Below are 14,344 nucleotides of genomic sequence, written 5' to 3'. Positions count from 1 at the left end.
TGGTTTATCGTAAACGGTCTAAATGCTTTTTGTGTGTATTGTTATGTGTGAAAGAAATGGCACTTTTAATGACCCAAAGAATGATAATCACGGCAAGGATCTCATAGCCGATCGCCCATACCATCAGAAAGGGTGACTCTTTGTTGACGGCAAGAAAGACTTTGAACTTTCCTTCGGCGATATAGAAGAAAAGAAAGAGAAGCCCAAGAATATAAGGCAGCGAAACAAAATAGATGCCCAGAAAGACTTTTTCCAGTCCCTCTGGAAAGAAAAGGGGTGTATCTTGCAATTTTACTTCCTGGTTTTTGAAATTTCCGCCGATACCCTCAGCAGATTTGATCCGCTTTTGTGGGCGTGAGAAAGTGGTTGTGGTTGATGTGCGTCCTCTCTTCTCCATTGGTCCCCACCTTTATATATTAATTGTGTTTATTTTATAAAAAAAGTTATAACAGGATACTTAATATAATTTATTTTGAAATGTTACAGCTGTAATCATAAATAGGTTAAAATACAAAAAAAATCAGGTTCTTCATTTGAAAACAATCACCATTATTGACACATTCGGCTTCTTCTTCAGATCCTATTATGCTTTGCCTCCGCTGCGTAATTCAGAGGGTTTCCCTACGGGACTTCTGACAGGCTTTATCAACCTCGTTGACTCTCTGCACCGTGACCACGGGACGGATTATCTTGTCTTTGCGCTCGACAGCAAAGGGCCGACATTCCGAAACGAGATCTATCCTGAGTACAAAGCAAACAGGGAAGCACCGCCGGAAGACCTGACCAAACAGCTTCCCATTGCGATCAGGTGGGTGGAGAAGATGGGTTTTGCCAACCTTGCCAAAGAGGGCTTCGAAGCGGATGACATCATCACCACAGTGACCAAATTTGCCAGAGAGCAGGATATGAAGGTTAAAGTGGTCTCGCATGACAAAGACCTCTATCAGCTAATAGACGACGGTTTGGTCGTGATGTATGACTCCATTAAAAGAAAAGAGATAGACGAAGCCGCCTGCATCGAGAAATTCGGTGTCAATCCGAAAGATTTTGTTGATTTTCAGGCGATCGTGGGTGATGCTTCTGACAATGTTCCCGGTGTGAAAGGCATTGGTGTGAAGGGAGCGGCCAAGCTCATCAACGAGTTCCATACGCTTGAGAATATTTATGCGAATATAGAAAAGTGCGGTACACCGCGTATACAAAAACTTTTGCTCGAATACAAAGAGAGTGCGTTCCTTTCTCGCGAACTGGTCAAAATGCGAGATGATGTCTATGATGATCTCGACCTGAGCAAGTTTGTTTTTGAAGAGAGAAATTATCTCAGCTGTCTGATCGACGAATTTGAAAAGTATGAAATGAAACGGGCGTTACAGAAAGCAAAAGTTAGGGAGAATGAAGCCGGCTGCCATGACATTACACCGCCAAAACCGAAGACGCCTTTACTTACATTCGAATCGATAACACTCGATACCAAAGAGAAACTGAATGAAGTCATAGACGAACTTTCCAAGGATATACTGGTCGCTTTCGACACCGAGACTACCGGACTCGATACACGAACGGATAAGATGGTCGGTTTTTCTTTCTGTACCTCAAATGAAAAGGCTTACTATGTGCCGGTAGGGCACTCCTACCTCGGTGTGGAGGAGCAAGTCGATCCTGAAGATGCCGTGTTTGCGCTTCAAAAGCTGATGAAACATAAAATCGTGGGTCAGAATCTGAAGTTCGACCTCTCTCTGCTTTACAATCAATACGGGATGGAAGAGGTACTCCCCTTTGCTGACACGATGATCATGGCATGGCTTACCGATCCGGGTTCAAGGGTCGGGTTGGATTCTCTGGCACAGAAATTTTTCAAGTATGATATGAAACCTTTCAAAGAGATGGTCAAAAAAGGGGAAAATTTCTCCCATGTCAATATTGCCGATGCAACCTTCTATGCGGCGGAAGATGCCTGGATGACCTTTCTGCTTTATGGTGCGATCAAGAAGAAGATGGAACTCTCTTCTCTTACGCATCTGCTGAAAGAGGCAAAGGATGTAGAATATCCGTTCATCAATGTACTGATACGCATGGAGCGTCTCGGTATCAAAGTGGACCAGGCCAAGCTGGAAACACTGAAGAAAACACTCAGCGAAGACCTGCACCGGCTTACTTCGGAGATACATGAACTCAGCGGCAGCGAATTCAACATCCGTTCTACGCAGCAGCTCGGTGTGGTGCTTTTCCAGCAGCTTGGGCTCAAAGGCGGCAAGAAAACCAAAACAGGTTACAGTACCAATGAAGCGGTACTTCAGTCACTTAAACATGAGCACCCGGTTATAGGAAAAATACTCGAATATCGTGAATATCACAAAATGCTCTCGACCTATGTGGAACCCCTGCTCAAACTGGCCAAAAAAGATGAAAAAAGCCGTATCTATACCTCTTTCATCCAGACAGGTACGGCAACAGGTCGTTTAAGCTCCAAAGACCCCAACCTGCAGAACATTCCTGTACGTTCCGCTCTGGGACGTTCGGTACGTGAAGCGTTCGTTGCCAAAGAGGGCTATAAGCTGGTCAGTATCGACTATTCTCAAATCGAACTTCGCCTGTTGGCACACTTCTCAAAAGATGCTGCACTGATGGAAGCGTTCAACAAAGGTACCGATATCCACATGGCGACGGCCATCAAACTCTTCGGTGAGGATGAGGCGAAAGCAAAACGTAACTTCGCCAAGTCTGTGAACTTCGGTCTGCTCTACGGCATGGGCCCTAAGAAACTTTCTGACGAACTGGGCATCACCTCTGCAGAAGCCAAAGAGATCATTGCCAACTATTTCGCGAGTTTCCCCACGGTGAAGAATTTCCTCGAAGGTATACAGGAGAGAGTGAAGATAGACGGCTATGTGGAAACACTTCTGAGACGAAGACGCATCTTTGACTATGAGAATGCCAATGGCATGCAAAAAGCCGCCTACATGCGCGAATCGGTCAATACGGTCTTCCAGGGATCGGCAGCCGATCTCATCAAACTCTCAATGAACGATATCGACAGCATGATCATCGATGAAGCGCTGGAAGCGCATATGCTGCTGCAGATACACGATGAACTGATCTTCGAGATCAAGGAGGATCAGGTCGAGAAGATTTCCAAACGTTTCGTCCATGTCATGGAACATATCTGGGAGCTTGAAGTGCCGCTGGTCTGTTCCGTGAGTGTCGGTGACAGTTGGGGTGAACTCAAGTAGCCTTCGTATCTTGCTTGGCGGGTTTTGAGAAGAGCTTTTTAAGGCATACCGCTCTGAAAGAGACCATAGGTACTTTCTGGGCATAGGCTTTGTACTCATCGCCGAATTTTCTTTTGACTTCCATCTCTTCAAATATGGTGACCATGAAAATGATGAAGAGCATTTCGACAGGTGCAATGATACAGATGAACGTAGGGCTTCCCAAAAGCAGGGCCCATCCCAAAGGGAGCAGTGTGAGTCCAAAGAGCATGGGGTGGCGCATACAGCTGTAAATTCCTGTGGTCACAAGGTGGTTCGTTTCGAGCCGGGGAATATCGCCAACTCTTCCTTTGGTCAGCTCTCTTCCTCCGTTTGCAGCGGCGTGAAAGGCCAGCCTGAGAACGATCAGACCTGCAAAAGCAGTAAAGAAATGGAAAAGTGGGCTGGTAAAGAGAGGATCGTTCAGGTCATTCTTTATGCCGATGTACGCGCCGCCGATGAGCATCAGCAGCCATAAGAGAATTCGAACGATGACAGAAGCGGTAGTTTTTACTTTCATCGGGGACTTCAGGCTTTTCTGATCAGCGTGATGAACCGGTCTTCTTTTTCTTCCTTTACTGCGACTTCATGACCTTTTTTGGTGAATTCATCGATGAGGGGTTCGGGCCTGAAGTCCGAGATGATCTCCAGGATTTCTCCGGAAGCGAGGGTTCTGACAGTTTTGTTCGCTTCGGCAAGAGGATTGCCCTCGTTGTCAAGTATCTCGTTGGCATTGAGGGTTGCTTTGGGTGTTTGCTTTGCCCAGTCCGGAAGGGGTTCATGCTCTTTTGTGTCAGTTTCTGATCTTTCAGTCTGCAGAGGTTCCTGTCCTACCGCAGTTCTAAGTTGATTGAGCAGGTCATTGGCATCCATTCCACCGACGATGGCAGCCTGTTTCACGGTTGCCAGTTTGGCAATAGTACGTCTGAGTACAGGGTTGTTCAGTTTTTTGAATTTGGGATTGATCCCTATAAGGATATCTTTCATCCCTTCATAATTCTTAAGCAGATCGGCTATGGTTGTTGCAAGAGTTATCTCTTTCATCATATTTACCTTTTAAAAATATTTTTTAATTTTATCGAAAAGACCTTCTTTGTCTTCGATCTTCTCTTCTTCCGTATCCTCTTCGGTATAACAATCATCCGGCAGTGTATTTTCAGGCGTGCCGTCGACATTGACCACATTGAGTTCCGGGTGTATCAGTTCCCTGAGTTTTTTCTGTACAACCATCTTGGTGGTCATCAGACTCATGGAGCAGCCGTGGCAGGTACCGGTGAGTTCAATGTAAACCGTTCCGTTTTTCACACCGAGTAATTTGATGGCTCCGCCGTGAGACTCGACATATTCATTAACAGAGGGCAGGTGGTGTTTGACTGCCTGGTAAATATCCTGATCGTTAAATGTCATCTATTATCCTTTATAATGAGAATGATTATCTGTTATGATAATATTCCTTTTTTCCTTAAATAGGACTAAAAATATCTTATTTTATTGCAAGAGAGTTTTTTTGCCTTGATTTTTTATCAAAATTATCGAATGATTAATAAAGATGGGCTATAATCACCCCTTATTAACCCGGCTCAAGTATTCGGGATCACATTTTGAAGGTTTTTGTCACATGATAAAACATATTTTTTCTATGAAAATGGCAGTGCTCGTGCTGTTTATTTTCGGTGTCAGCATAGGTATTGCGACATTCATCGAGAATGATTACGGTACACAGACAGCCCAGGCACTTATTTACAAAGCAAAATGGTTTGAACTCTTTTTGGCGTACTTTACGGCCATACTTCTTTACAATATCTTCAAGTACAAGTCGTACAAAACGAAACCGGCTGTATTCCTCTTCCACTTTGCATTTTTCATTATAGCGATCGGGGCATTGATCACTCGATATGTCGGCTATGAGGGAATCATGCACATCCGTGAGGGGCAGACAACGAATATTATGGTTTCTGATACAAAAATACTGCAGGTATTTGCCAAAAGCGGTGACAGGAACGCTTCTCTGGAAAAAGAGCTCTATTTCTCCTCCATGACGAAGAACCATCTCTCTGAAAGCCTCTCCGTCGGAGACAAGAAAGTAAAAATTGATCTGGTCAAGTACCTGCCGACGGCCGATAAAGAAGTTGTAAGTGATCCAAACGGCAAGACCATGCTCGAACTCAAGATATCTGCCGGCGGACAGGGTAAACTGTATTATTTCAGCAAAGGTGACAGAATGGATTTCGGGAATTTTTATGTTGCGTATGAGCCCAAAGAGGAAAAAACGGACAAACCTACTTTTCTGATCAGCGGTGATCCGGATACGCTGAAGGTTCATTTCCCTTTTGTAATTGAAACGCTTAATATGAAAACCAAAAAACCTGCTGAGCTCGATGCAGGTGAAAATAATTTGACTCGCAGAATGCTCTACCGTTTTGCCGACAATGCTGTCGTGTTGAAATCTGTTAAAGAGAAGGTACGTTTGAGAACGGTCTCCCATGACATTAAGACAAAGCCCGGTAAATCCGAGTTTGTGCAGCTGAAGGTCAGTGTCGGTGACAAGAGTAAAATAGAGACATTCCGTCCTTCCAAGGGACAGGTAGGGAAATTGCACAAATTTACACTCAACGGAGTGGATATCAGCATGAGTATCGGTGCCAAGGTCATCAGGCTTCCATTCTCCATAAAACTGGTCGATTTCCAGCTTGAGCGTTACCCGGGGTCAATGACTCCATCGTCATATGCCAGTGAAGTTGTGCTTATTGACAAAGAAGAGAACCTGACCATGCCGTACAGGATCTATATGAACCATATACTTGATCACAGATCATACCGATTTTTCCAGTCATCCTATGATCCTGATGAAAAAGGTACGGTCCTTTCAGTCAACCATGATCCGGGAACCATACCGACTTACATCGGCTATATCCTTCTGGCACTTGGAATGCTCTGGAGTCTCTTCATCCCGAACGGACGTTTCCAGAAACTTCTCAAGGGTGCGAGAAAACTGCAACATGGTGCCATAGCCCTTTTGTTCGCATTTATGCTGGCTGCACCGCAATATGCAAATGCAGCAGCTCCCTCACTTACACCGGAACAACAGACTGCACTCTCAAAGTATGATGCGAAACATGCCGTGAAGTTTGGAGAACTGGTCGTACAGGACCATCAAGGGCGTATGAAACCAATGGATACCATTGCCCATGATGTCGTAGCAAAGATCACAGGGAAAAGCTCCGTGTTCGGTATGGAACCGACACAGGTCTTTATGGGAATGATACTCCAGCCTGAGCTGTATCAGAATATACCGATGATCAAAATAGGGCATAAAAAGATCGCACTTGACCTTGGACTGCCCGAAGATACGAAGTTTGCGAAGTTCACCGATTTCTTCAGTAAAAAAGACAACGGTTACAAGCTCTTCGATGCGGTTTCCGAAGCCAGCAGGAAGAAACCCCTTGAAAAATCACAATATGACAAAGAACTAATCAAAGTAGATGAGCGTGTAAATGTTTCCTTCATGGCGTACCAGGGAACATTAATGCGTATCTTCCCTAAACCCAATGACAGGAATCACAAATGGTACGCACCGATGGAGGCTATGAAAACATTCCCGCCCAAAGAGGCACAAAATGTAAAAATGGCTATGTCAGCGTATTTTATCATGGTAGGGCAAGCACTCAAAACAGGTGACTGGAAAAATGCTGACCTTGCACTGCGCGGGATACATAAATATCAACAAAAATATGGTGCCGATGTACTGCCAAGCAAACGCCATGTGGAAATGGAGATCTGGTACAATAAACTGGGACTTTTTGGCAAACTGGTACCGGTTTATCTCTTGTTGGGGCTTCTCCTGCTTATCTTTGCATTCATTCATGTCATCAAGCAGAACTTCCCTATGAAGTGGATCATGCGCGGTGCATGGACCATACTGATCATCGCGTTCATACTGCATGTGGCCGGTATGGGTATCCGCTGGTATATCGCAGGACATGCACCGTGGTCAAATGCCTATGAATCCATTGTATTCATTGCAGCTTCCACGGTACTGGCAGGGATCATTCTTGCACGCAAGTCACCGTTCGCACTGGCCGGGACCGCGATCCTGGCTGGTGTGACCATGGGCGTGGCGCACATGAACTTCATCAACCCCGAGATCACCAACCTGGTACCGGTACTCAAGTCCTACTGGCTGATGATCCACGTGGCGACGATCATTTCCGGAGACGGTTTCCTCGGTCTTGGCTCCATACTGTCACTTCTGGTACTGATCCTCTTCATAATCAGAGGGAAAGAGGGTAATGCCAATATAGACCGCTCCATCAAAGAGTTGACGAACCTTGCCGAAATGGGACTCATTATCGGCCTGATGCTTCTGACCGTAGGGAACTTTCTGGGCGGTGTCTGGGCCAACGAGAGCTGGGGACGCTACTGGGGCTGGGACCCAAAAGAGACCTGGGCGGCGGTGACCATCCTGATCTATGCGACCGTACTGCATATGCGTTTTGTGCCGAAACTGAACGATACCTTCATCTTCAACGTGGCATCCACCTGGGCATACTCATCGGTGCTTATGACCTATTTCGGGGTGAACTACTACCTCTCCGGGCTGCATTCCTACGCAGCGGGTGATCCTGTACCGATCCCTATGTGGGTCTACTATGGTATTGCAGGGCTTGCGGTACTTACGCTCCTGGCATGGAGGAACAGGAAGATGAAAAAGGCTCCTGTAAAGCCGGTATGATATATCCTGTGGAGAAATGATGCAAAAGTCTCTTCGTATCCTGCATTTCAGTGATATACATGTCAATATACAGATCCGTCACATGCACTGGAAAAAATGGTTCAGCAAACGTGCCATAGGTGCCATAAACCTGTTGCGGGGACGGGCGAGCTATTTTGATGATACAGAGAAGAAGCTTGCTGCACTGGTACGCTTCAAAGAAGAGAATGACATTGACATCGTCATCAATACCGGTGACTATACCGCTTTGGGGCTCAGGAGCGAACTGATCCTTGCAAGACAACTGCTTGACCCGTTTATGACCCCTCCTCAGAACTACATTACCGTGCCGGGCAACCATGATATCTATGTACATGAAGGAAACAGCCATTACCGTTTTAGCGAACAGTTCTGTTCTGTCCTGCAAAATGATCTGCCTGAATACTGCAGGGGAGGCCACTGGCCGCTGATACGCCTTTTGGGGGATAATGCAGCAGTGATCGCAATCGACAGTGCCCGCCCTAATCCCGTGCCCTGGAAATCCAGTGGTGAAATTCCTCCCGAGCAGTTGCAGGCACTCGAGGAGATACTGAAAGATGAAAGAGTGAAGGGGCGTTTTCTCTTTGTGATGACGCACTATGCACCTCGTCTCTCCAATGGAGAACCGGATAAAAAATTGCATGGGCTCATCAATGCGGATGATTTTCTGGAAACCTGCAAGGGGATAGAAAACGGTGCCATTCTTTTTGGACATATTCATAAAACCTACCGTCTGCATGTTCCGGGTGTGAAGAGTGAACTCTTCTGTGCCGGGAGTGCCACAATGCAGGGTCATGAGGGTTGCTGGGTTTATGAAATGGAAGGAAAAAAGATGCAGGCGAAACAGATTGGCTGGGATGGTGAAAATTACTGTTTTGTTGAGTAGGACAGTCTCTATCCAAGTATACGCTTGATCGCTTCCGAACAGACGGTAAGGCCTACTGCACCAGTCACAGCCACGCATGAGCCTTTTTCTTTACACCTGTCCTCTTCTGGGGAAAATACCACAGTGAAATTCCTGTCGAACTTCGCTTTTTTGAGCTCATTGCGTATCTTTCGTGCCAGTGCATCTCCATGCGTTTTCCAGATGGAGGAGACCTCTATCTTGTTCGTATCGTAGCGTTTGGCGGAACCCAGTGCCATGATGAGCTTTTTGTAACACTTTTTAGCCACTTCTATCTTGACTTTGGTGGTATCGGCTGCATCGATGATGATATCATAGGGGTCAAAATCAAATGATGCCACCCAGGCTATATCCATTTTATGGTTTATGATCTTGACACCCGGGTAGAGCTTTTCCAAAGCTTCGACCTTGACTTCTCCTACAGCCTCAGAACCGATCTGCCTGTTTTGGTTGGTCTCGTCAAAGACATCATAGTCGAGTATGGTGATGTCCTGAACACCTGAACGGTAGAGACAGTCAAGCGCATAGGAGCCGACACCACCCACACCGAGTATCAGTATCTTGGTTTTTTGAAGTTTTTCAAAGTCTTCATCTCCAAAGAGCATACGGCAGCGTTCATATCTCATTGTTTTTCTCCGAAAAAGCAATGAGAGTGAAGAGCGAGGAATGAGGAATGTCGGTAAGCATTGTATGAAAAGGCTTTTGTTGATGGATAATTAATTGCGTCATTTGTTGAGCCACTCCTCCAGATTGTGGATATCGCTGTGCGAGGTCATGTCAAGCTGAACGGGAGTTATGGAAATATAACCCTCTTTTACGGCTTCGAAATCGGTGGTATGTCCTGCGGTTTCCACCCATTCCAGCCGCGGAAGACCTATCCAGTAATATTCCAGTCCCCGGGGATTGTAGTGGACTTCCGCATGAAAACCGTAATGCTTGTTCCCCAGCCGGGTACTCTTGAAACCTTTGCATTCGGCAGCAGGAATAGGGGGGATGTTCACATTGAGGAATTTACGGTCCGGCAGAGGGTATGAGCCTTCAAAGATCTTCTGTACCAGTTTGATGATGCTCTGCTGTGCCAGTTCATAGCCGAACTCCCTGATACTCGCTCCACTGTTCATGTAGACCTGTGAGACGGCAATGCCGGGAATGCCCTGAAGTACCGCTTCCATAGCAGCGGATGCTGTACCGGAATAGGTGATATCCTCACCCATATTCGCTCCGACGTTGATACCGGAAATAACAATGTCAGGTTTTTTCTCGTTCGTAAAAAGTTTGGTCAGGGAGAGGAAAATGCAGTCAGTAGGTGTTCCGTCATCGAGTTTATAAAAATGCTCAGCTACTTGAACAAAGTGCAGTGGCCTGGTGAGGGTCAGTGAATGCCCACAGGCAGATTTCTCCGTGGTAGGTGCAACGACGATCACATCGCCAAGTGGTTTAAGTGCTTCGACAAGCGCCAAAAGGCCTTCCGATTCGTATCCATCGTCATTGGTGACCAGTATCTGTTTACGCTTTGACATAAGGGAGGATCCTTGAGTTGATTATTTGAGCGCTATTATAACCTTTTTGGTATAATACTTTAAATTTATAATCAATGAACTATTTTAAAGGATGAATCGTGCAAAAAGAGCCGATGCTGGAAGAGACATACAGAAAACTGTCCGAAGAGTTGGAGCAGTTGAAATCAGTGGAGAGAGGTGTGATAGCCAAAGTCATAGACGAGGCACGTGAACTCGGTGACCTCAAAGAGAACGCAGAGTACCATGCAGCAAAGGACAAACAGGGTCTTATGGAAGCGCGTATTGCTGAGTTGACCGATGTGGTAGGACGTGCACAGGTGGTAGACCCTTCCACCTTTTCGCATGACCGTGTTAGTTTTGGTTCGACCGTAGTACTGGTAGACCAGGATACGGATGAAGAGATACGCTATACCATTGTAGGCGGACAGGAGTCCAACCCGCAAAGAGGTCTTATCTCCATTCAATCGCCTATGGCAAGAGTCCTTATCGGTAAGGAAGAGGGGGATGAAGTGGAGCTTACCCTCCCCTCCGGTAAAAAAACATATGATATCGAAGAGATATTGTATGAAGAGATCGAATTAAATTAAATGAAGGGAGGGTGCGATGTTTCGCACCAAAAAGGATGGCAAAATGGTAAAAGTAGGTGTAGTAGGAGCCAGCGGTTATACGGGGCTTGAACTGGTTAAGATGCTGATAACCCATCCGGGTTTCGAAATAACATACCTGGCGACAACACAGGGTGATACGACCATCGAAGCCCTGCATCCGTCACTTGAAGGTGTTCTGATACTGGAAGTAGAGAAAGCAAATGCAGATGCTGTAGCAAATGCCTGTGAACTTGTTTTCCTGGCGCTGCCACATAAAGCATCGATGGGTTTTGCCAAAGGGCTCCTTGAAAAAGGTGTCAAGGTTGTGGACCTTTCGGCCGACTATCGTCTGGAACTCGACACTTATGAATCGCATTACTGCGAACATGAGGACAAAGCACATCTTGATGGAAGTGTCTATGCGCTGATAGAATACTACCGAGAAGAGCTCAAAGAGGCAGAACTTGCGGCAGGTCCGGGGTGCTACCCTACTGCTACACTGCTTGGTATCCTCCCTTTCATTCCCTACATTGATACCGAAGCGCCGCTTTTTGTCGATGCAAAATCCGGTGTGAGCGGGGCAGGCAAGAAACTTTCGGAGACAACACATTTCGTGACGGTTAATGACAATATATTTGCTTACAATCCCCTCAAGCACCGTCATGCCCCAGAGATCGCGGAAAAGATCGAGAAAGTACACGGGGCAAAGATGAATGTCAATTTTGTACCGCATCTTATTCCGGCTACACGTGGAGAACTTGTATCGGTCTATGCAATGCTGAAGGAAGATATAGATCCCCTGGAAGTTTTAAAGAAGCATTATGCCAATGACAGATTCATCCGTATCAGAGAAAAACCGGTCGATATCAAGAGTACGGCAGGAACGCATTTCTGTGATATTTATGCGGCAAAGAACGGCAATGCGCTTTTTGTCAGCTCTGCCATAGACAACCTGCTGCGCGGTGCAAGTTCTCAGGCGCTGGTCGCAGCCAACCTGATGTGCGGATATGATGAGGGGATGGGAATTCCTACGATAGCTTACGTTCCGTAACCACACACCTTTTATATTACGGTCGAAAAATTGGTAGATGTATATTTTGATAGAGGGTGCGTGCTTACGCCACCCTACGGGAGAATAGATGCTTGAAATTAAAGAACACGCTTTATTGATTGCAGACTCCCACTATCCCCACCATGGCGATGCTTTCCTGACGATCCTGAAAAAACTGCATACCGGTGAGATAAAAGTATCACAGCTTTTCCTGATGGGTGACAACTTCGATCTTCTTTTTGGATACAACGATTATATTCAAACTTTTTCTTCCGAGGCTATCAGTCTGCTGCAAACGCTTTCCCAAAAGATGGAGATACACTATTTTGAAGGAAACCATGACTTCTGCCTGAAAGAATTGTTCCCCGATATCCATGTCTACGACCGAAATGAACAGCCTGTGATCTTTACACTGGGTGAAAAGAAGGTGGGACTTTCGCATGGAGACAGGTTTGCCACAGAGGTTGGGTACGACCTTTATTGCAAAATAATACGCAGCAGGACAATATTGACACTGCTGAGACCATTTGAAAAAATCATCATTGATGACAGAATACAAAAACTTTCAAAAAAGAATATCTGTCATACTTTTACCGGCTTTGATACAAAGGTGAAAGAGATAATGAAGCATTATGAATCATGCGACTTGGTGATCGAAGGACACTACCATCAGGCAAAGGTACTTGGAAAGTATATTTCTCTGCCTTCACTTGCCTGTCAGGGAGCAGTTGCTATGGTTAAGAAAGGTAAAGTGGAATTTGTTCCACTAAAACAGATTGAAATTCCTTTATAGTATTATATTCAGTCCGTTATGTCATAATGTTGTTTACTCAAATATTAAGGATTAAAAATGGCATTAGAAACGTTGACCGCACAGAACTTTAACGAAAAAGTGACCTCCAATGATATCGTGATTATCGACTTTTGGGCTCCGTGGTGCGGACCGTGTAAGCAGTTTGCTCCGATCTTTGAAAAAGTAGCAGGAGAGTATCCCGACATTCTTTTTGGAAAGGTCAATACGGAAGAGGAACAGGAACTGGCCGGACACTTTCAGATAAAGTCTATCCCGACGACAATCATTTTACGGGACAACATCGCTATCTTCCAGCAGCCGGGTCTTATGCCCGAAGAGGGTCTCAAAGACATCATCAGACAGGTACAGGAACTTGACATGGATATGGTACGCAGAGAGATAGAACAGCAGCAGTCAGCTCAGGGTACAGAGTAAAAACTCTCTGAAGATCAAAGCTGCCTTTTCGGCACTATGACAAAACAGTGAGGTTTGGGAAAGATTTTAAACCTCTCCAATCAGTTCGCTGCACAGATCAAAACGGTTATGCGTCATCAGATGTACTTTTCCATGCTTCTTCATCATTGCATCAAAAATTCTTTTTGAAAGAGCAAAACCTACTTCCTGCTCTTTGGCTTCTCCGTCCATAGCGGCAAGATTCATTTCATCGATGATCTCTTTTGGTACGGAGATTCCCGGTACTTTATCATCAATGAAGTTGGCAGTTCTGGCTCTGACGATCGGGAACTGGCCGAGTATCAGATGTGCTTCTTTGGCTGTTTCTCTGACACTCATTGTTTTAGCTTCTTCGAAAAGCTCAAGCAGTTCGGTGGCATTTTCCAGATCGTACACAGGCTGGGTGATGATTGCTCTTGCGCCATAGTCAAGCTTTTTGACAATGCGTTTCTGCAGGCTCTTCATGTTGCGTGCATAGGAGTTGCTTACGGCAAAAGGGTAGATAGGCTTTGGTGCCGGGTTGAGCGGCTTGTTGCTGTAATCCACACCGTTGTTCAAATGGTAGATGATGCTCAGAAGAAGGGTGGAGTCCCGCTCCAGTACCCCCTTGACCTCCGGCTGGTCAGAGAACTTTGCCGGGTCGCCCGTCAGTGCGAGAATACAGCGCAGGTCAAAATCGTTGGCCCCGAGCAGGGTGGACTGCAGAGAGAGTTTGTTCTTGTCTCTCATACTCATCGTAGCGATAACGGGTTTTTTGAAGGTCTGCTGCAGCTTGATGGCGGAGAGAACGCCTGACATTTTGAGCTTTGCCAGAGGGTTGTCTGTACAGGAGAAACCGGTCACTTTCTCATGAAGTTTATATTTTTTAATATCTTCAAGTATTTTATCCAAGGAAGCCCCGTGTGGAGGGTTGACTTCGACGGTAATGAAGTTTTTGTCCCCACAGAGGATGTCACAGAATTTTTCAAACATTTTCGACTCTTTAGTTTTTTGGTTAATTGGCTATAATTCTACCCAAATAATGCATAGAGGTATATG

Annotated in this window: 14 protein-coding genes; 7 read left to right on the top strand and 7 right to left on the bottom strand. The window is 45.7% G+C overall.

Annotated elements, in window-relative coordinates; genetic code table 11:
- Positions 1–4 precede the first annotated feature (4 nt).
- The gene (locus YH65_RS11255) at positions 5–397 is read right to left on the bottom strand and encodes a hypothetical protein (protein WP_052746115.1); all 393 of its coding nucleotides are present in this window, start codon (positions 395–397) and stop codon (positions 5–7) included.
- 136 nt (positions 398–533) lie between these two features.
- On the opposite strand from YH65_RS11255, the gene polA reads away from it, so the two are divergent.
- Complete coding sequence (gene polA / locus YH65_RS06575; RefSeq protein WP_046551179.1) at positions 534–3,230, top strand: DNA polymerase I; 2,697 nt, start codon at positions 534–536, stop codon at positions 3,228–3,230.
- On the opposite strand, the gene YH65_RS06570 is transcribed toward polA, so the two are convergent.
- The 3 genes from YH65_RS06570 to YH65_RS06560 are packed head-to-tail and all read right to left on the bottom strand — an operon-like array spanning position 3,223 to position 4,655.
- On the bottom strand, positions 3,223–3,768 hold the full coding sequence (locus tag YH65_RS06570) for a methyltransferase family protein (protein ID WP_046551178.1): 546 nt from the start codon (positions 3,766–3,768) through the stop codon (positions 3,223–3,225). The two genes, polA and YH65_RS06570, sit on opposite strands and share 8 nt — an antisense overlap.
- A gap of 8 nt (positions 3,769–3,776) precedes the next feature.
- A complete protein-coding gene (locus YH65_RS06565; protein WP_046551177.1) occupies positions 3,777–4,292 on the bottom strand; it encodes a DUF1858 domain-containing protein in 516 nt (171 codons plus the stop codon).
- 12 nt (positions 4,293–4,304) lie between these two features.
- On the bottom strand, positions 4,305–4,655 hold the full coding sequence (locus tag YH65_RS06560) for a NifU family protein (protein WP_046551176.1): 351 nt from the start codon (positions 4,653–4,655) through the stop codon (positions 4,305–4,307).
- A 211-nt stretch (positions 4,656–4,866) separates the two neighbouring features.
- Here YH65_RS06560 and YH65_RS06555 point away from each other — a divergent pair, with 211 nt between their 5' ends.
- Positions 4,867–7,980: a cytochrome c biogenesis protein CcsA gene (locus YH65_RS06555; protein ID WP_046551175.1), complete on the top strand. Its 3,114-nt coding sequence runs from the start codon at positions 4,867–4,869 to the stop codon at positions 7,978–7,980.
- A 19-nt stretch (positions 7,981–7,999) separates the two neighbouring features.
- A complete protein-coding gene (locus YH65_RS06550; protein WP_046551174.1) occupies positions 8,000–8,884 on the top strand; it encodes a metallophosphoesterase family protein in 885 nt (294 codons plus the stop codon).
- 8 nt (positions 8,885–8,892) lie between these two features.
- Here YH65_RS06550 and YH65_RS06545 read toward each other — a convergent pair whose 3' ends face one another.
- Complete coding sequence (locus YH65_RS06545; protein ID WP_046551173.1) at positions 8,893–9,528, bottom strand: tRNA threonylcarbamoyladenosine dehydratase; 636 nt, start codon at positions 9,526–9,528, stop codon at positions 8,893–8,895.
- Between the two features lie 99 nt (positions 9,529–9,627).
- Entirely contained in the window at positions 9,628–10,422 is a 795-nt protein-coding gene (surE, locus tag YH65_RS06540; protein WP_046551172.1) for a 5'/3'-nucleotidase SurE, read from the bottom strand.
- Positions 10,423–10,520: 98 nt separating this feature from the next.
- Here surE and greA point away from each other — a divergent pair, with 98 nt between their 5' ends.
- The 4 genes from greA to trxA all read left to right on the top strand — a co-directional run bounded on the left by greA (position 10,521) and on the right by trxA (position 13,288).
- The gene (gene greA / locus YH65_RS06535) at positions 10,521–11,009 is read left to right on the top strand and encodes a transcription elongation factor GreA (protein WP_046551171.1); all 489 of its coding nucleotides are present in this window, start codon (positions 10,521–10,523) and stop codon (positions 11,007–11,009) included.
- Between the two features lie 43 nt (positions 11,010–11,052).
- The gene (gene argC, locus YH65_RS06530) at positions 11,053–12,060 is read left to right on the top strand and encodes an N-acetyl-gamma-glutamyl-phosphate reductase (RefSeq protein WP_046551170.1); all 1,008 of its coding nucleotides are present in this window, start codon (positions 11,053–11,055) and stop codon (positions 12,058–12,060) included.
- Positions 12,061–12,148: 88 nt separating this feature from the next.
- Positions 12,149–12,853 carry a UDP-2,3-diacylglucosamine diphosphatase gene (locus YH65_RS06525; protein WP_046551169.1) on the top strand — a complete coding sequence of 235 codons (705 nt, stop codon included), beginning with the start codon at positions 12,149–12,151 and terminating at the stop codon, positions 12,851–12,853.
- Between the two features lie 57 nt (positions 12,854–12,910).
- Positions 12,911–13,288, top strand: a complete 378-nt coding sequence (gene trxA, locus YH65_RS06520) for a thioredoxin (RefSeq protein ID WP_046551168.1) — start codon at positions 12,911–12,913, stop codon at positions 13,286–13,288.
- A gap of 66 nt (positions 13,289–13,354) precedes the next feature.
- Here trxA and YH65_RS06515 read toward each other — a convergent pair whose 3' ends face one another.
- Positions 13,355–14,278: a methylenetetrahydrofolate reductase gene (locus YH65_RS06515; RefSeq protein WP_046551167.1), complete on the bottom strand. Its 924-nt coding sequence runs from the start codon at positions 14,276–14,278 to the stop codon at positions 13,355–13,357.
- Between the last annotated feature and the right edge of the window lie 66 nt (positions 14,279–14,344).

Source organism: Sulfurovum lithotrophicum (assembly GCF_000987835.1).
Taxonomy (GTDB): domain Bacteria; phylum Campylobacterota; class Campylobacteria; order Campylobacterales; family Sulfurovaceae; genus Sulfurovum; species Sulfurovum lithotrophicum.
This window is presented reverse-complemented; position numbering and strand designations above follow the sequence as displayed.

Coding starts and splice junctions, on each gene's coding strand:
- YH65_RS11255 (WP_052746115.1), bottom strand. CDS start 397: ATGGAGAAGAGAGGACGCACATCAACCACAACCACTTTCTCACGCCCA.
- YH65_RS06570 (WP_046551178.1), bottom strand. CDS start 3,768: ATGAAAGTAAAAACTACCGCTTCTGTCATCGTTCGAATTCTCTTATGG.
- YH65_RS06565 (WP_046551177.1), bottom strand. CDS start 4,292: ATGAAAGAGATAACTCTTGCAACAACCATAGCCGATCTGCTTAAGAAT.
- YH65_RS06560 (WP_046551176.1), bottom strand. CDS start 4,655: ATGACATTTAACGATCAGGATATTTACCAGGCAGTCAAACACCACCTG.
- YH65_RS06555 (WP_046551175.1), top strand. CDS start 4,867: ATGATAAAACATATTTTTTCTATGAAAATGGCAGTGCTCGTGCTGTTT.
- YH65_RS06550 (WP_046551174.1), top strand. CDS start 8,000: ATGCAAAAGTCTCTTCGTATCCTGCATTTCAGTGATATACATGTCAAT.
- YH65_RS06545 (WP_046551173.1), bottom strand. CDS start 9,528: ATGAGATATGAACGCTGCCGTATGCTCTTTGGAGATGAAGACTTTGAA.
- surE (WP_046551172.1), bottom strand. CDS start 10,422: ATGTCAAAGCGTAAACAGATACTGGTCACCAATGACGATGGATACGAA.
- argC (WP_046551170.1), top strand. CDS start 11,053: ATGGTAAAAGTAGGTGTAGTAGGAGCCAGCGGTTATACGGGGCTTGAA.
- YH65_RS06525 (WP_046551169.1), top strand. CDS start 12,149: ATGCTTGAAATTAAAGAACACGCTTTATTGATTGCAGACTCCCACTAT.
- trxA (WP_046551168.1), top strand. CDS start 12,911: ATGGCATTAGAAACGTTGACCGCACAGAACTTTAACGAAAAAGTGACC.
- YH65_RS06515 (WP_046551167.1), bottom strand. CDS start 14,278: ATGTTTGAAAAATTCTGTGACATCCTCTGTGGGGACAAAAACTTCATT.